We start from the raw sequence: 16,718 nt of genomic DNA on the forward strand, positions 1-16,718 counted from the left end.
CATTACTTCCGCGGTAGGCCCAGCAGGCGCTCGGCGATGATGTTGCGCTGAATCTCGTTGGTGCCCGCGTAGATCGGCCCGCCGAGGGCAAACAGTAGGCCGTCGGTCCACGAGTCGACCAGTTCGCCGTCAGCACCCCGCAAGTCCAATGCGGTCTGATGCAGCGCGACGTCGAGTTCCGACCAGAACACCTTGGTCACGGACGACTCGGCTCCGAGTTCACCGCCCGCCGCTACCCGCGTCACCGTCCCGAACGTATGCAGCCGGTAAGCCTGCGCCTTGATCCAGGCGTCCGCGACCCGATCCGCATACGCGGGGTCAGGATTCGACTTCCACTGCTGTACCAGTCGTTCCGCCGGTGCGAGGAAGCGTGCCGGGCTGCGCAGCGACATGCCGCGCTCATTGCTTGACGTGCTCATGGCGGCCCGCCAGCCGTCGTGCACGCCACCGATCACGTCGTTGTCGGGAACGAAGACGTCGTCGAGGAAGATCTCGCCGAAGCCGGTGTCGCCGCCCAATTGCGCGATCGGGCGCACGGTGACGCCGTCGGCCTTGAGGTCGAACATGAAGTAGGTCAGCCCCTTGTGGCGTTCGGCCTCGGGGTCGGAGCGGAACAATCCGAATGCGCGCTCTCCGAACGGGGCTCGCGAGCTCCAGATCTTCTGCCCGTTGAGCAGCCAGCCACCGTCGGTCCTCGTCGCCGTCGACCGCAGTGACGCCAGGTCGCTGCCGGACTCCGGTTCCGACCACGCCTGCGCCCAGATCTCCTCGCCGCTGGCCATCTTCGGCAGCACCCGATCCAACTGCTCCTCGGTGCCGTGGGCGAACAGCGTCGGCGCCAACATCGACGTGCCATTGGCACTGGCCCGCCCCGGCGCGCCCGCGCGGAAGTACTCCTCCTCGAAGACGACCCACTGCAGCAGGGTGGCGTCGCGGCCGCCATACTTCTCCGGCCAGGTGATCACCGACAGCCCGGCGTCGAAAAGCACCTTGTCCCAACGCCGGTGCTGTTCGAAACCCTCTGCCGTGTCATACGACTTCGTCGGGAACGAATCCCTGTTGGCGGCCAGAAATTCGCGCACCTCGGCCTGAATGGCCAGTGTCGCGTCGTCAAAGTGCAGGTCCATCAAACTCTTTCCCTCAACAGCGGCTTGACCACCTTGCCGCCCGGATTGCGTGGCAACGCGTCGAGAAACTCCACCGACTGCGGCGTCTTGAACTTGGCCAGATGCTCACGGGTATAGGCGATCACGGTTTCCTCGTCCAGCGCCGCACCGGGCTTGACCACCACGAAGGCCTTGCCGACTTCGCCGAGGCGCTCGTCGGGCACCCCGATGACGGCCGATTCGGCGACCCCGTCCAGCCGCGCCAGCACCTGCTCGACCTCAGCGGGGTAGACGTTGAACCCACCGCTGATGTACATGTCCTTCAGCCGGTCGGTGATGCTGAGATTGCCTGCCTCGTCGAGCTTTCCGACGTCACCGGTGTGCAGCCAGCCATCGGCATCGATGGCCGCGGCGGTGGCCTCTGGATCATCGAGGTAGCCCAGCATCACGTTCGGGCCGCGCAGCAGCACCTCGTCCTGGTCACCGATACGCAACTCGAAATCCGCGATCGGCCTGCCGCAGGTGGTGGCGACGGTCACGGGATCGTCGTCGGCGCTGCACATGGTGCCGAACCCGTTGGCCTCGGTCAGACCGTATGCGGTGAGCACGATGTCGAAATCCAGTTCGCTCTGCATCCGCTCGATCAGCACGACGGGGACCACCGCCGCGCCGGTCACCGCGAACCGCAGCGAGGTCAGGTCGTAATCGCCGCGCTTGGGGTGGTCGAGCAGCACCTGGTAGATGGTGGGCGGTCCGGGCAGCACGGTGATGCGGTGCTCCTGAACGGCTTTCATCGCTTGTTCGGGATCGAAGGTCAGCTGCGGGATCAGGGTGGCGCCGGTCTGCAGGCAGGCCAGGATCCCGGCCTTGTAGCCGAAGTTGTGGAAGAACGGGTTGATGCAGAGGTAGCGGTCGTCGCTGGTGATCTGGCCGCACTCGGCCCACGCCGCCGAACCGGCCAGCGACTGCCGATGCGCGCAGAGCGCGCCCTTGCTGCGGCCGGTGGTGCCGGACGTGAACAGGATGTCGGAGACGTCGTCCGGCGTGACGGCGGCAGCGCGGGCGTCGGCCGCGGCGACGTCGGTCCCGTGGGCCATGAACTCATCCCACGTCCCGTCGGCCTTCTCGATCGGGATCCGGACGATGTGGCGGAGGTGTGGCAGGGCGTCGCGGTTCAGCGATGCGGCCTTGTCGGCGCCGAGGAACTCGCCGGCCGCGAACAGCAGCGGTGCGCCGGTGCGGACGAGAATGTCGCCGGCCTCGCTGGCGGTGTAGCGGGTGTTCAGCGGGACCAGCACGCCGCCGGCGTAGGTGGTGGCGAGGCATGCCACTACCCAGTGCCACGTGTTGGGCGACCAGATCGCGACCCGGTCCCCGGCGCCGACGCCCAGGTCGATCATCGCCGCGGCGGCCCGACGGACCTCGTCGCGCAATTCGCCGTAGGTCAGCCGCCGATTGGGGGTGACCAGGGCGGCATGTTCGGAGAATTGGTCGGCAATCCGGTCCAGGACCTGCGGAATGGTCCTTCGATCGTCGCCCATTGATGCTCCTCTAACAAAGCAAGTGCTTGGTAGGTTAGCCTACAGGGGTGATAGAGGTCGAGGAGTTCAGGGCCGAGGTCCGCGACTGGCTCGCCGAGAACCTCGTCGGCGAATTCGCCGCGCTCAAGGGGCTCGGGGCGCCTGGGCGCGAGGACGAGGCCTTCGAGGAACGCCGCGCCTGGAACCAGAAGTTGGCCGCCGCCGGGCTGACCTGTTTGGGTTGGCCGGTCGAATACGGCGGGCGCGGCCTGACGGTCGCGCATCGCGTCGCGTTCTACGAGGAGTACGCCCGCGCGGACGCGCCGCACAAGGTCAACCACTTCGGTGAGGAACTGCTCGGCCCGACGCTGATCGCGTTCGGCACCGAGGAGCAGAAGAAGCGCTTCCTGCCCAAGATCCTCGACGTCACCGAGTTGTGGTGCCAGGGCTACTCGGAGCCCGGTGCGGGCAGCGACCTGGCCAATGTCTCGACGACGGCCGAACTCGACGGCGACCAGTGGGTGATCAACGGCCAGAAGGTGTGGACGTCGATGGCGCACCTGTCGCAGTGGTGCTTCGTGGTGGCCCGCACCGAGAAGGGCTCAAAACGCCACGCCGGACTGTCGTATCTGCTGGTGCCGCTCGACCAGCCCGGCGTCGAGATCCGGCCGATCGTGCAGTTGACCGGAACGGCTGATTTCAACGAGGTGTTCTTCGACGACGCCCGCACCGACGCCGACCTCGTGGTGGGTGAGCCCGGTGACGGCTGGCGGATCGCGATGGGAACGCTGACGTTTGAGCGCGGGGTTTCGACGCTCGGTCAGCAGATCCGTTATGCGCGTGAGCATTCCAATCTGGTCGAGCTCGCCAAGCGCACCGGGGCAGACGGCGACCCGCTGATCCGCGAGCGGCTGACACGGTCGTGGGTCGGGCTGCGGACGATGCGGTCGTATGCGCTGGCGACGATGGATGTAGAGCAGCCGGGGCAAGATAACGTCTCGAAGTTGTTGTGGGCCAACTGGCATCGCGACCTCGGCGAGTTGGCGATGGACATCATCGGCAAGGCCGGGCTGGTGGCCAAGGACGGCGAGTTCGATGTCTGGCAGCACCTGTATCTGTTCACCCGCGCTGACACCATCTACGGCGGGTCCAACGAGATCCAGCGCAACATCATCGCCGAGCGGGTGCTCGGCCTACCGCGAGAGGTCAAGGGATGAGCCTGGCGGAAGCGCCGAAAGAGATTGACGGACACGGCCTTCTGACCGGAAAGGTCGTGGTGGTGACGGCTGCCGCCGGTACCGGCATCGGCTCGGCGGTGGCGCGTCGCGCACTCGCGGAAGGCGCCGACGTCATGGTGTCCGACCACCACGAGCGCAGGCTCGGCGAAACCCGCGACCAGCTCATCGAACTGGGGCTCGGCCGAGTCGAGAGCGTGGTGTGCGACGTCACCTCCACAGCACAGGTCGACGCGCTGATCGCCTCGACCACCGCACGCATGGGTCGCCTGGACGTGTTGGTCAACAATGCGGGTCTCGGTGGGACGACGCCGGTCATCGACATGACCGACGAGGAATGGGACCGCGTCCTCGACGTCACCCTGACCTCGACGATGCGGGCGACCCGCGCCGCGCTGCGATACTTCCGCGACGCCGGCCACGGCGGAGTGATCGTCAATAACGCCAGCGTGCTGGGCTGGCGCGCCCAGCACTCGCAGTCCCACTACGCGGCGGCGAAGGCGGGTGTGATGGCGCTGACCCGATGCAGCGCAATCGAAGCCGTCGAATACGGCGTGCGGATCAACGCCGTGTCGCCAAGCATCGCCCGGCACAAGTTCCTCGAGAAGACCAGTTCCTCGGAACTGCTGGACCGGCTTTCAGAGACCGAGGCCTTCGGCCGCGCCGCCGAACCGTGGGAGGTGGCCGCCACCATCGCGTTCCTCGCCAGCGACTACTCCAGTTACCTGACGGGCGAGGTCATCTCGGTGTCCAGCCAGCGCGCCTGACGCCGGATTTCTCCACGAAATCTTCACAAACGCCGCCGGGAAGCCCCACATCCGACACTTACAGTCGGATGTGTGAAGCGAATCCTGGTGGTCGAGGACGAGCCCACCATCCTGACCGCCGTCGCGTCCCGGTTACGCGCTGAGGAGTTCGTGGTCGAGACCGCTGTCGACGGACCGTCGGCGGTGGCCGCGGCCATGGCGTGCGCGCCTGACCTGGTGGTGCTCGACGTGATGCTGCCGGGATTCGATGGCCTCGAGGTGTGCAGGCGGATCCAGGCCGTGCACGCCATCCCGGTATTGATGTTGACTGCGCGCAGCGACGAGACCGACATGCTGGTCGGCCTCGGGGTCGGGGCCGACGATTACCTCACCAAGCCGTTCAGCATGCGCGAACTCGTCGCGAGGGTCCGGGTGCTGTTGCGCCGCATGGACCGCACCGGACCGGCCCAACCAATGTGGATCGGCGAGCACCGCATCGACTTGCAGAGCCGCAGGGTCCACAAAGGCGACGACGAAATCCACTTGACCCGAACGGAATTCGACCTCCTCGTGTTCTTGGCGGGCCGGGCAAGCGCGGCGGTCTCGCGCGACGCGCTGCTCGAACACGTGTGGGGCTGGGCATCCGGGGTGGAGAGCCGCACCGTCGACACTCACGTCAAGGCGCTACGGCGCAAGCTCGGCGCCGAACTCATCCGCACCGTGCACGGTGTCGGCTACGCGCTGGAGTTACCTCGATGAGTCGACTTGGTGCGGTGTGGGATCGGTTGCCGCGACCGTTGGACCCGTTTGCGTCGTTCAAGACGAAGACTGGTCTTCTCGTCGTGGGCGCCATCCTTCTCGTCGCGTTCATCGTCTGGGTCGGTGAGGGTTGGCGACTGCGTTACACACTGCTGGTGGCACTCGCCGCATCGCTGGTGCTCACCGGATTCCTCGCTCACGGGATGACATCGCCGCTGCGCGAGATGACCGCGGCCGCCCGTGCCATGGCGCGCGGCGACTACAGCGTGCGGGTCCGCGCGACGTCACGAGACGAAGTGGGCCAACTGGCCCAGGCCTACAACCAGATGGCGGCCGACCTCGGCGCGGCCGATGAGTATCGGCGCGGCCTGATCGCCAACGTCTCGCACGAACTGCTCACCCCGATCACGGCGTTGCAGGCGCTGCTGGAGAACGTCGTCGACGGCATCGCCGAACCCGACGACAAGACCATGCGGATGGCGCTGTCGCAGACCGAGCGACTCGGCGAGCTGGTGACCAATCTGCTCGACCTGTCCCGGCTCGAGGGCGGCGTAATCCCGTTGCAGCACAGCACGTTCAGCGTCAAGCAATTCCTCGAGGGGGCGATCGCGCACGTCCCCGCCGCAGATGACGGCGTGCCGGTCACCGTGGACGTGTCACCCCCGGACCTGATCGCGGTCGCCGATCAGGCGCGACTGCGGCAGGTGATCGTCAACCTGGTGGACAACGCGATCCGACACAGCCCGGCGGGCGCGGCGGTCGGCGTGACGGCCCGCGCGGCACAACCGGCGGGGCTGCGACTCGAGGTCAGTGACGAGGGACCAGGAATACCCGCCGCCGAACGCGAACGCGTATTCCAGCGTTTCACCAGGGGCGCCACCTCGGCGGGCGGCACCGGTCTTGGCCTGGCGATCGCCCGCTGGGCAGTCGAATTGCACGGCGGCGCAATCGAAGTGATGGACGCCAGTTCGGGGTGCCGGATCGGCGTGACGATCCCCGCGACGCAGGAGGAAGCACGTTGACGACACTGCACGGCTGGTACGGGGCACCCGTGACAGCGCCACCGCCGCCGGTGCTCGGCCCGCACCCGCCGCGGTACGGGGAGCCCGGTTGGACCATCTGGCCGCATCGCGTTTGGCCACTCGACCCGCTGGCTGCCGCACCGCGTCGACTCGTCATGCTGGCGGTGATCGTCGGCGTGCTCGGCACCGCGGTCTGGCGGATCTCGGTGCTCAGCGTGGGCTACCTGTTCGTCGGCGCCGTGGTGTTCGGCCTTGTGTACGGCACCGCCGAGCGTCGGCCCACGCGGGGGGAATGGCTCGGGATCACGCTGACCCTGGCATTGCTCGCGGTGCCGGCGCTGCTCGCAGCGAAATGGCTTGGCGTGCTGTGCATTCTGGCGGCCTGGCTGATGGGCTGGAGCACGCTGGTGGGTGGCCGGACGTGGACGGCCGTGGTGACCGGTCCCTTCCTGCCGTTGTTGCTGCCCGCCAGAGTGGTGGGGTGGGTGCGCCGCGGCGTCTTCGAACGGGGATTCACCTGGAGCGGCAGGCCGAAGGCAGGCAGAGTCGGCGTCGTCGCGGCGGTCACCGTGGTGCTCGCGTTGGTCTTCGGCGGACTGTTCGCCTCTGCGGACCCGGCCTTCGCCCGGCTGATCGACATCGTGGTCCCCGGGTGGAATCTGTCCGAGGTCTATACCCGCACGTTCGTGTTCGGGATCGTGGTGTGCTTCGTGCTGTGCGGCGGCTACCTGGTGCGGTTCGCGCCGAAGCTGGATGCGCTTGCGCCGCAACCGATGCGGAAGGTGCCGAACTGGGAGTGGGCGGTGCCGCTCGCGGTGCTCGACGTGCTCTTCATCGCGTTCGTCGCGGTGCAGGCCACGGTGTTGTTCGGCGGGCATTCGCATGTGTTGGAAACCGAAGGGCTGACATATGCCGAGTACGCGCGGCAGGGTTTCTGGCAGCTGCTGTGGGTGTCTGCGCTGACGCTGCTGGTGCTCAGCGGTGTGATCCGAGTGGCGAGGCGCGTATCCCTGTCGGACCGCCGACTGCTGCGGGTCCTCGTCGGAACGCTGTGTGCCACTTCGGTTGTGGTGGTGATCTCGGCGATCCACCGGATGTGGTTGTACCAGCAGGCGTACGGGTTCAGCGTCCAGCGCCTGATGGTGATCACCATCGAGTTGTGGTTGGGTGCGGTGTTCATTCTGGTCGCGGCGGCAGGCGTTCGGATGGCGGGGCAGTGGTTGCCGCGGGCGGTGTTGATGGCCGGCGCCGTCGCGCTGCTGGGGCTGGCGGCGACGAACCCGGAGCGGCTGATCGCCGAGCGCAACCTCGATCGCTACGAGCAGGGTGAAGTTCTCGACATCGGGTACCTCGAACGCCTGTCCTCCGACATCGAACCGGCGCTTGCCCACCTGCCCGAGTCGATTCACGTATGCCCGCGGTACCGCGACGACGACCGCGACCCGTGGTACCAGTTCAACCTGTCGCGCTGGCGCGCCCCGCAGGGAGAATGCCCCGGACTTACCTAGCAAGCGCTTGGTTGCTATCCTGGGCAGGTGGATAAGGCGCTACCGAGTCGCCGCGACGAGCTGCTCGACCTCGCCGCGACGATGTTCGCCGAGCGTGGCCTGCGGGCCACCACGGTGCGCGACATCGCCGATTCGGCAGGCATCCTGTCCGGAAGTCTCTACCACCACTTCAAATCCAAGGAACAGATGGTCGAAGAGGTGCTGCGGAACTTCCTCGATTGGCTGTTCGAGCGGTATGCCGAGATCGTCGCCCGCGAGTCCGATCCGCTGGAGCGGGTGAAGGGCTTGTTCATGACCTCGTTCGAGGCGATCGAGCACCGGCACGCGCAGGTCGTCATCTACCAGGACGAGGCCAAGCGGCTGTCGTCGCTGCCGCAGTTCGAATTCGTCGAGACCCGCAATCGTGAGCAGCGCAGGATGTGGGTCGACGTGCTCAAGCAGGGCGTCGCCGAAGGGCGGTTCCGGCCCGATATCGACGTCGACCTGGTCTACCGATTCATCCGCGACACCACTTGGGTGTCGGTCCGCTGGTATCAGCCGGGCGGGCCCCTGACGGCCGAGCAGGTCGGCCAGCAATATCTGAGCATCGTTCTTGGCGGCATCACTACCTAGGAGAGAGATATGCCTGAGGCGTACGTCATCGAAGCTGTGCGCACCGCGGTCGGCAAGCGCAACGGGTCGTTGGCCGGCGTACATCCCGTCGACCTCGGCGCGGCGGGCTGGCGCGGGCTGTTCGACCGGGTCGACGTCGACCCCGGCGCGGTCGACGACGTGATCGCCGGTTGCGTGGATGCCATTGGGGCGCAGGCGGGCAACATCGCCCGGCTGTCCTGGCTGGCGGCCGGTTATCCGGAGGAAGTGCCGGGCGTCACGGTGGACCGCCAGTGCGGTTCCAGTCAGCAGGCGGTGTCCTTCGGCGCGCAGGCCATCATGTCGGGCACCGCGGATCTGATCGTGGCGGGCGGCATGCAGAACATGAGCCAGATCCCGATCAGCTCGGCGATGATCGTCGGCGAACAGTTCGGATTCACCTCTCCGACAAACGAATCCAAGAGCTGGCTGCACCGCTACGGCGATCAGGAGATTTCGCAGTTCCGCGGTGCGGAGTTGATCGCCGAGAAGTGGGACATCTCGCGCGAGGAGATGGAGGAGTTCTCGCTGGCCAGCCATCAGCGCGCGGCCGACGCGATCCGGTCCGGATACTTCGAGAACGAGATCATCCCGGTGGACGGGTTCGTCACCGACGAGGGGCCGCGGGACACCTCACTGGAGAAGATGGCCGGGCTGAAGACGTTGGTTGACGGTGGTCGGCTGACGGCGGCGATGGCCAGTCAGATTTCCGACGGGGCCAGCGCGGTGCTGCTGGCCAGCGAAAAGGCAGTGCAGGCTCATAATCTCAAGCCGCGTGCGCGCATTCACCACATCAGCGCGCGAGGCGCCGACCCGGTGTTCATGTTGACCGGCCCGATTCCCGCGACCCGTTATGCGCTGGAGAAGACAGGTCTCTCGATGGACGACATCGACACTGTGGAGATCAACGAGGCGTTTGCGCCCGTCGTGATGGCGTGGATGAAGGAACTCAAGGTCGACCACGAGAAGGTCAATCCGAGCGGCGGTGCGATCGCATTGGGTCATCCGCTGGGCGCCACCGGCGCCAAGCTGTTCGCCACGATGCTGAACACTTTGGAGCGCATCGGCGGTCGCTACGGCCTGCAGACGATGTGCGAAGGCGGCGGCACCGCCAACGTCACGATCATCGAGCGGTTGTAGCGAGGCTATTCGACGAAGGCGGCGGCGGCCTGCAGGTGTTTGACGGCGTCCGCCACGATCGTGTCGATCAGTTCGGCGCACGACGGCAGATCGTCGAGGATGCCCGCGACCTGACCCGATGCCAGCACGCCCGCGTCCGTATTGCCTTCGACCAGGCCTGCTTTCAGCAGCATCGGGGTGTTGGCCGCCATCACCACCTGCGACCAGGTCAGTTCCTTACCGTGCCGCATTTCCAGGCCATCGCTGATCATCGACCGCCACGTCATCCCCGACATCTTCTTGAACTTCTGCGCGTTGCGGACCGCGGCGCTGAACCCCCGCAGCCGCGAACCGCTTTCGAGTTTCTCGCCCAGGCCGGTGCGGAGCACCCGGTGCGGCATGCCGTCGACCCGGGTCGACACCACGGTGCCGTCGAGACCCGCCTCGAGGTACCGCCGCTTGACCGCGTCCGGCACAGTGGAATCGGAGGTCAGCAGAAAGCGCGTGCCCATCGCCACACCCGCGGCGCCGTAGGACAGCGCTGCCGCCAACCCGCGGCCGTCGAAGAAGCCACCCGCCGCCACGACCGGGATGTCCACCGCGTCGAGCACCGATGGCAGCAGCAGCGTCGTCGCGATCGGGCCGGTGTGCCCACCACCCTCGCCGCCCTGGACGATGACCGCGTCGGCGCCCCAACCGGCGACCTTCTTCGCATGCTTGGCCAGGCCGACCGACGGAATCACCACCACGCCTGCCTCTTTGAGCTTGGCGATCAGGTCCGGCTTCGGCGCCAGCGCGAACGATGCGACCTTGACGCCCTCGCGGATCAACAGGTCGATGCGGTCGTTCGCGTCGCCTGCGTCGGCGCGGATGTTGATGCCGAACGGTTTGTCCGTGGCGGCCTTGACCTTGGTCACGGCGGTCTGCAACTCGTCCAGTGTCATGGTCGCAGACGCCAGGATGCCGAGTCCGCCTGCGTTGGACGTCGCGGACACCAGACGCGCACCCGCCACCCAACCCATCCCGGTTTGCACCACCGGATGTTCGATGCCGACGAGTTCCGTCAGCGGCGTGCGCAGTTTTGTCATGTTCGTATTTCCCTGTCCCGCAGCGATTTTGGATCGATCACGTCGCGGAGCAGCTTCAGTTCCGCTTCGGTGGGGAGCCGGGTCTGTTCGGCCGCGTCCAGGCCGTGCACCTCGAACGAGGTGTTCTCGGCCACCTGATCGGCTTCGACGCCGGGATGCAGCGACACCGCACGCATCTGGTGCTCGGGCCCGTTGAAGTCGAAGACGCCGAGATTGCTCACCACGCGGTACACGTTGACGAACCGGTACGCCGGATTGTCCGGATCGACCTTGTCCCAGCCGATGCCGGACACCACGTCGACGGATTCGCCGAATACCCGCTTGGAATGGTTGCCGACCCAGTAACTCGTCGCGTGGTTGATCGTGTTGCCGGGCGCACCGCGGACACCGAACATCTGCCGGGTCGGGTGCTGAAGCGGCCCGAACGCCGAAAGGTTCTGATTGCCGTAGCGGTCGATCTGGTTGGCGCCCATCACCACATGGCGACGACCCCAGGCCAGTGTCTCGAAGACGCGGCCGAACGGCATCCACCCTTCGATCGCGCCGACGACACCGATGGCGGGGGTGTCGGCGAGCAGCCTGGCCTCACCGTCGGTGAGCAGGATGTCGGGGGAGAAGGTCAATCGGGCCAACCGCGCACCGATCGACACCATGGTCGCCATCGGGCTGACCATGATCTCGCCTGCGTCGCGAAACAGTTCCGCACATGCGACAGCGCAGATTTCGGCTCGGGTCGTCGACATCACTGCGTTTCTCCAAACTTGCGCACGGCCGCCTGGTAGTCGGCTTCGCTACCGGACAGATACGTCGCCACGAACTCCCGCCAGGTGTCACCGGACGCGGCCGCCTCGGCGTAGTGCCGCTGGAACTTCTCGTCGCGGCGGTAGTCCGGTTCGGCGGTGGTGAAGTGTGCACCGTTGGGCGCTTCGACCACGGCGTCCACCATCATCCGGTTGACCAGCAGCGCCTGCGGGGGCACAGACTTCACCAGTTCCTCGGTGGGCACCACCTTCTCCACGGACAGGTATCGGCGCTCCGCGGCCATCAGATAGAGGTCGTCGAAGTAGGGGTCGATGCCGGTGTAAGCCGCATTGCCTTGGGCGTCACCGAGATTCATGTGCACGAACGCGGCGTCGAGCCGTAAGGCGGGCATCGCGATCAGCTCCTCGAAGCCACCTTCGGTGGGATACGGCGATCGCACGGTCTTCAACTCGTCACCCCAGAACGCGCGCACGTCGCTGCCGAGGCCCGCGCGGATCGGCAGGAACGGCAACCGCTGCGCGGCGGCCTGCAACCCACACCGCAGCATGCCTTCGTCCATCTCGCGCGCCTCGATCGAACCGCTGGTGCGCGCCTTGGCGAACCAGGGATCGTAGAACGGCGGCGAGTCCAGCGATACGAAGCCGTAGTAGACCCGCTTCACCTTCCCCGCCGAACAGAGCAACCCGAGGTCGGGTCCGCCGTAGGTCACCAGGGTCAGGTCGGTGACGTCGGTGCGCAGCAGCGCCCGCACCAACGCCATCGGTTTGCGCCGAGATCCCCAGCCGCCGATGCCGATCGTCATGCCGCTCTCGATGGATGAGACTGCGTCGTCGAGGGTGGTCCGCTTATCGCTCATTCTTGCCCTTTGTCGTGCCCGCGAACGCGTCGCGGTGTTCGTCGGCGACACCTGCCAGGTTCAGCTCGAACGTAAACCCTTGTTCCATACGGTAACTCGAGTTCACCTTCTGCACGTCGATCAGGTTCAGCGCCTCCTTGGCGGCGCGAATGACGCGGGTGTCCTTGGCGGCGATGTCGCGGGCGACCCGCAGCGCCGCCTCGTCCAACTCGGCGCGGGGCACCACCTCGTGCACGGACCCGAAGTGGTGCAGCGTCTCGGCGTCGACCGTGGCCGCGGTGAAGAACAGTCTGCGCATCATGTGCTGGGGCACCAGGCGCGACAGGTGTGTCGCCGCTCCCAGCGCGCCGCGCTCCACCTCCGGAAGTCCGAATGTGGCGTCGTCGGAGGCGACGATCACGTCGGCGTTGCCGACCAGGCCGATGCCGCCGCCGACGCAGAACCCGTTGACGGCCGCGACCACCGGCACTGCGCACTCGTATACCGCGCGGAAGGCCGCGAAGCAGCCCCGGTTGGCGTCGATGAGCGCGGTGAAGCCCTCGGTGTTCTGCATCTCCTTGATGTCGACGCCTGCGTTGAAGCCCCGACCCTCCGCACGGAGGATCACGACGTGGGTCGCGGGGTCCTCGCCGGCCTTGGTGATCGTGTCGGCGAGTTCGAACCAACCGCGCGATGGGATCGCGTTGACCGGCGGGTAGTCGACGGTGACCGAGACGATGCCCGGTTCGGTGAGCGTGGAGGTGATCGGCATTGCACTTCCTGGGGTGTCGGTACCTAAGCAAGCACTTGCTTGGTACGCTAGCACAGTGACCGACGCCGCAGACATCAACCTCGGGCTCAAGGACAGAGTGGTCCTGGTGACCGGTGGGGTCCGCGGCGTCGGCGCCGGAATCAGTGCCGTCTTCGCCGATCAGGGCGCCACGGTGGTGACGTGTGCACGGCGCGCGGTCGACGGGTTGCCGTACGAATTCCACTCCTGCGACGTCCGTGACGACGACGCCGTCGCGGCGATGATCGCGACGATCGCCGAGAAGCACGGCCGACTCGATGTCGTGGTCAACAACGCCGGGGGATCGCCGTACGTGCTCACCGCGGACGCGAGCGCGAAGTTCAACCGCAAGATCGTCGAACTCAACCTGCTCGGTCCGCTGTCGGTGGCCCAGCACGCGAACGCGGTGATGCAGACGCAGGACGGCGGCGGGTCGATCGTCAACGTCTCCAGCGTCAGCGGCCGCAGGCCCACCCCGGGCACCGCGCCCTACGGCGCCGCCAAGGCCGGTGTCGAAAGTCTCACCAGCACACTGGCTGTCGAGTGGGCGCCCAAAGTCAGGGTCAACTCGGTCGTGGTCGGCATGGTGGAGACCGAACAGTCGGAACTCTTCTACGGCGACGAGGAGTCGATCGCGGCGATTTCCAAGAACGTGCCGCTCGGCAGGCTCGCCACACCTGCCGACGTCGGTTGGGCTGCAGCGTTTCTCGCCTCGGACGCGGCGTCGTACATCAGCGGTGCCAGCCTCGAGGTGCACGGCGGCGGCGAGCCGCCGCACTACCTGGCCACAACGAACGCAATCAAGTAAGGAGACACCGAATATGGGTTTGCTCGACGGCCGGGTGGTCATCGTGACGGGCGCCGGCGGCGGCATCGGGCGTGCGCACGCGCTCGCGTTCGCCGCGGAAGGCGCACGGGTGGTGGTCAACGACATCGGTGTCGGCCTCGACGGTTCACCCGCGGGCGGCGGCAGCGCAGCGCAGGGTGTCGTCGACGAGATCACCGCCGCCGGTGGGGAAGCCGTCACCAGCGGGGCGAACGTCGCCGACTGGCAGCAGGCCGAAGGTCTGATCCAGACCGCGGTCGAGCGCTTCGGCGGGTTGGACGTGCTGGTCAACAATGCGGGCATCGTCCGCGACCGGATGTTCGCCAACACCAGCGAAGAAGAGTTCGACGCCGTCATCGCGGTGCACCTCAAGGGCCACTTCGCGACGATGCGCCACGCCGCGGCGTACTGGCGCGCTCAGTCGAAAGCGGGCAACCCGGTCGACGCCAGGATCATCAACACCAGTTCCGGGGCGGGCCTGCAAGGCAGTGTGGGACAGGCGAATTACAGTGCCGCCAAGGCGGGTATCGCGGCCATGACGCTGGTGGCCGCCGCGGAGATGGGGCGCTACGGCGTCACCGTCAACGCGATCGCGCCGTCCGCGCGCACCCGAATGACCGAGACCGTCTTCGCCGAGATGATGGCGACGCAGGACAACGACTTCGACGCCATGGCACCGGAAAACATCTCCCCGCTTGTGGTTTGGCTGGGCAGTGTCGAGTCCCGTGACGTGACGGGCAGGATGTTCGAGGTCGAGGGCGGCATCGTCCGGGTGGCCGAGGGCTGGGCGCACGGGCCTCAGGCCGACAAGGGCGCCCGCTGGGATCCCGCCGAACTCGGTCCGGTGATCAAGGACCTGCTGGCCAAGGCCCGCCCGCCGGTTCCGGTTTACGGCGCCTAGTTACGCGGCCTTCTTCTCCTCGCCGGTGTTGTCGGTGTCGCTTTCGGTGGTGTCGGCCTTCGGCTCAATGGTTGTCACGGACTTCTCGGTGTCGTCCTCGAGTCCTTCCGAGTCAACCGTCTTGGGTGCCTTTGCGGCGGTCTCACCCGGTTCGAACTTGTTGCCGCTCTTGAGCTTCGTGGTCTCAGTGGGCTTCTTAACGGTCTTCTTGGCGGTCTTCTTCGCCGATGTCGTGGTCTCCTGCGTGTCCGCGGCGACGGACTCGGCGGCGGACTTTTCAGCAGGGGCCGCACTTCTCAGGGAACCGACGACATCGTTGACGACTTCGGGGACGAAGCCGACGACCTTCGTGGCGACGTCGACGACGCCGTCTCGAACAGCCTTGGCAAGTCGCGCCACATCACCCGAGGCGAACGCCTGCCCGATGCGATAGAGCGCGGTCTGCGGCGCGGTGACGACATTACGGACGTCGACGAACAGCTTCGTCGGCAACGACGGTTCTTCGGCGACCTCGATGCCATCCCAATTCTCAAGCGTCCAACCGTCTTCCGGATTGCCGGTGATCACCACGACGTCGATGTTGTCCAACGGATGGCTGAGCAGCAGCCCCAGATCGGGATTGTCGACGTTCATCATCGTCCAGAACATGATCGTCGCCCCGTGCGAGAACAACACCGCGTTGCGGTCACCACTGTCGTAGATCTTCTGCACGGCGTCGTCCACCCTGGCGTCGAACGCATTGCCGTCGGTCGACCCGAGCACCGGCACGAACCTCGCGCCGAGCGTCCACGCGGCCGGGCCCAACACGTAGCCGATGCGGCCGAGCCCAGAATCCTCCGACTGGCCCTCGAAAACCCCGGCGTCGATTTCCCGTAGCCCGGGCAGGACCGTGACCGGCATGTTCAACTCGGTGGCGAGGGGCTGCGCCGTCTCCTGCGTTCTGATCATCGACGAGGCATAGACGCCGTCGTAGCCGTTGCCTTTGAGCACATCGGCAATGTCGACCGCCTGCTGCTGACCTTTCGGGGTCAAATGTGGGCCGGGCACCGACGTGTTGATCACGCCCGCTTCATTGGCCTCCGATTCCCCGTGCCGGACGAACGTCAGCGTCATCGCTTCCGCGGCCCATGCGGGCAGCGCGGTCGCGAGCATCAGCACGATCGTGGCGACGACGGTCGTGGTGATGGAAGACAGGCGGCGCATCGATCACTCCCTCTGCATGCCGGTGAGCGCGCTCACCGTACAAGACGCTCAAGGCCGGAAGTAGACAGTTCGACAAATCTGCCAATCGCAATCGGAGCGCCCCGGTCGGCTCATCATGGACAGACGGCACAGCAACGGTATGTGCTCTAACGGGCGCAATCTTGTTGCTAGTGGCCGGTTGTGGCGGCCAACGCTGGGGTATCACGGCTCGCAGATCACCAGCGGAATCACCCGGTCAGCCGCCTCCCGATAGCCGCGATACGGCGGGTACATCTTGATCAGCCTCGGCCAATAGTGTTGTCGCTCTGCGTCGGTGGCGTCGCGGGCGACGAGATAGAGGTGCTCATCGCGGATCTGCACATGCACTTTGGGATTTGACTCGAGGTTGCGGTACCACCCCGGATGCTCGTCGCGGCCTCCGAACGACGCAGGCAGCACCACACGGTCGCCGTCGCGCAGATACAGCGTCGGGGTGGTGCGCGCAGCACCTGTCTTACGGCCTGTCGTCGTGATCAGCGCGGCGGGGAACCACAGCAGTTTGGCGCCCAGCCGACCGTTGGTGCGTCGATAGACCCAGATATGGGTGCGTGCGAAGTACTTCATCGCCAGCACCAGAGGTCGCGAGTTGCGGATCGTGCCTGCCATACCCCGCGGGTTTGCCGCAACGG

General features: G+C 66.5%; 17 protein-coding genes. 9 read left to right on the forward strand and 8 right to left on the reverse strand.

Going from position 1 to position 16,718, the window contains the following annotated elements; translation table 11 throughout:
• Positions 1 to 2: 2 nt before the first annotated feature.
• Both C1A30_RS29175 and fadD3 read right to left on the reverse strand, forming a co-directional pair.
• A complete protein-coding gene (locus tag C1A30_RS29175; protein WP_101951708.1) occupies positions 3 to 1,127 on the reverse strand; it encodes an acyl-CoA dehydrogenase family protein in 1,125 nt (374 codons plus the stop codon).
• A complete protein-coding gene (gene fadD3, locus C1A30_RS29180) occupies positions 1,127 to 2,647 on the reverse strand; it encodes a 3-((3aS,4S,7aS)-7a-methyl-1,5-dioxo-octahydro-1H-inden-4-yl)propanoate--CoA ligase FadD3 (protein WP_101951709.1) in 1,521 nt (506 codons plus the stop codon). The genes C1A30_RS29175 and fadD3 overlap by 1 nt, the downstream gene beginning before the upstream one ends.
• A 47-nt stretch (positions 2,648 to 2,694) precedes the next feature.
• On the opposite strand from fadD3, the gene ipdE1 reads away from it, so the two are divergent.
• The 7 genes from ipdE1 to fadA6 all read left to right on the forward strand — a co-directional run bounded on the left by ipdE1 (position 2,695) and on the right by fadA6 (position 9,666).
• Entirely contained in the window at positions 2,695 to 3,843 is a 1,149-nt protein-coding gene (ipdE1, locus tag C1A30_RS29185; protein WP_101951710.1) for an acyl-CoA dehydrogenase IpdE1, read from the forward strand.
• Positions 3,840 to 4,628 (forward strand): (5R,7aS)-5-hydroxy-7a-methyl-1-oxo-2,3,5,6,7,7a-hexahydro-1H-indene-carboxyl-CoA reductase, encoded by a 789-nt coding sequence (gene ipdF, locus C1A30_RS29190; protein WP_101951711.1) that lies wholly within the window; start codon positions 3,840 to 3,842, stop codon positions 4,626 to 4,628. The genes ipdE1 and ipdF overlap by 4 nt, the downstream gene beginning before the upstream one ends.
• A gap of 72 nt (positions 4,629 to 4,700) precedes the next feature.
• A complete protein-coding gene (locus C1A30_RS29195; RefSeq protein WP_101951712.1) occupies positions 4,701 to 5,366 on the forward strand; it encodes a response regulator transcription factor in 666 nt (221 codons plus the stop codon).
• The gene (locus C1A30_RS29200) at positions 5,363 to 6,388 is read left to right on the forward strand and encodes a HAMP domain-containing sensor histidine kinase (protein ID WP_101951713.1); all 1,026 of its coding nucleotides are present in this window, start codon (positions 5,363 to 5,365) and stop codon (positions 6,386 to 6,388) included. The genes C1A30_RS29195 and C1A30_RS29200 overlap by 4 nt, the downstream gene beginning before the upstream one ends.
• Positions 6,385 to 7,896 (forward strand): DUF4153 domain-containing protein, encoded by a 1,512-nt coding sequence (locus C1A30_RS29205; RefSeq protein ID WP_235010246.1) that lies wholly within the window; start codon positions 6,385 to 6,387, stop codon positions 7,894 to 7,896. The genes C1A30_RS29200 and C1A30_RS29205 overlap by 4 nt, the downstream gene beginning before the upstream one ends.
• Before the next feature lie 27 nt (positions 7,897 to 7,923).
• Complete coding sequence (gene kstR2 / locus C1A30_RS29210; RefSeq protein ID WP_101951714.1) at positions 7,924 to 8,508, forward strand: TetR family transcriptional regulator KstR2; 585 nt, start codon at positions 7,924 to 7,926, stop codon at positions 8,506 to 8,508.
• Between the two features lie 9 nt (positions 8,509 to 8,517).
• A complete protein-coding gene (gene fadA6, locus C1A30_RS29215; RefSeq protein WP_101951715.1) occupies positions 8,518 to 9,666 on the forward strand; it encodes a steroid 3-ketoacyl-CoA thiolase FadA6 in 1,149 nt (382 codons plus the stop codon).
• Positions 9,667 to 9,671: 5 nt separating this feature from the next.
• Here fadA6 and ipdC read toward each other — a convergent pair whose 3' ends face one another.
• From ipdC to echA20, 4 genes are read right to left on the reverse strand one after another with little or no spacing between them, the layout of a single operon-like run.
• Entirely contained in the window at positions 9,672 to 10,733 is a 1,062-nt protein-coding gene (ipdC, locus tag C1A30_RS29220) for a (3aS,4S,5R,7aS)-5-hydroxy-7a-methyl-1-oxo-octahydro-1H-indene-4-carboxyl-CoA dehydrogenase (RefSeq protein WP_101951716.1), read from the reverse strand.
• Positions 10,730 to 11,476, reverse strand: coding sequence for a cholesterol ring-cleaving hydrolase subunit IpdB (gene ipdB / locus C1A30_RS29225; protein ID WP_200828460.1), 747 nt, complete (start codon positions 11,474 to 11,476; stop codon positions 10,730 to 10,732). The genes ipdC and ipdB overlap by 4 nt, the downstream gene beginning before the upstream one ends.
• Positions 11,476 to 12,351, reverse strand: a complete 876-nt coding sequence (gene ipdA, locus C1A30_RS29230) for a cholesterol ring-cleaving hydrolase subunit IpdA (RefSeq protein WP_101951718.1) — start codon at positions 12,349 to 12,351, stop codon at positions 11,476 to 11,478. Before ipdA ends, ipdB begins: the two co-directional genes overlap by 1 nt.
• Positions 12,341 to 13,102: a (7aS)-7a-methyl-1,5-dioxo-2,3,5,6,7,7a-hexahydro-1H-indene-carboxyl-CoA hydrolase gene (gene echA20 / locus C1A30_RS29235; protein ID WP_101951719.1), complete on the reverse strand. Its 762-nt coding sequence runs from the start codon at positions 13,100 to 13,102 to the stop codon at positions 12,341 to 12,343. The genes ipdA and echA20 overlap by 11 nt, the downstream gene beginning before the upstream one ends.
• Positions 13,103 to 13,115: 13 nt before the next feature.
• Between echA20 and C1A30_RS29240 the strand changes: the two genes are divergently transcribed.
• Entirely contained in the window at positions 13,116 to 13,928 is an 813-nt protein-coding gene (locus C1A30_RS29240) for an SDR family oxidoreductase (RefSeq protein ID WP_200828461.1), read from the forward strand.
• A 13-nt stretch (positions 13,929 to 13,941) separates the two neighbouring features.
• Entirely contained in the window at positions 13,942 to 14,847 is a 906-nt protein-coding gene (locus C1A30_RS29245; RefSeq protein ID WP_101951721.1) for an SDR family oxidoreductase, read from the forward strand.
• On the opposite strand, the gene C1A30_RS29250 is transcribed toward C1A30_RS29245, so the two are convergent.
• Both C1A30_RS29250 and C1A30_RS29255 read right to left on the reverse strand, forming a co-directional pair.
• Positions 14,848 to 16,050: a histidine phosphatase family protein gene (locus C1A30_RS29250; RefSeq protein ID WP_101951722.1), complete on the reverse strand. Its 1,203-nt coding sequence runs from the start codon at positions 16,048 to 16,050 to the stop codon at positions 14,848 to 14,850.
• 201 nt (positions 16,051 to 16,251) lie between these two features.
• The gene (locus tag C1A30_RS29255; protein ID WP_101951723.1) at positions 16,252 to 16,695 is read right to left on the reverse strand and encodes a nitroreductase family deazaflavin-dependent oxidoreductase; all 444 of its coding nucleotides are present in this window, start codon (positions 16,693 to 16,695) and stop codon (positions 16,252 to 16,254) included.
• Positions 16,696 to 16,718 lie beyond the last annotated feature (23 nt).

Source organism: Mycobacterium sp. 3519A (assembly GCF_900240945.1).
Lineage (GTDB): Bacteria > Actinomycetota > Actinomycetes > Mycobacteriales > Mycobacteriaceae > Mycobacterium.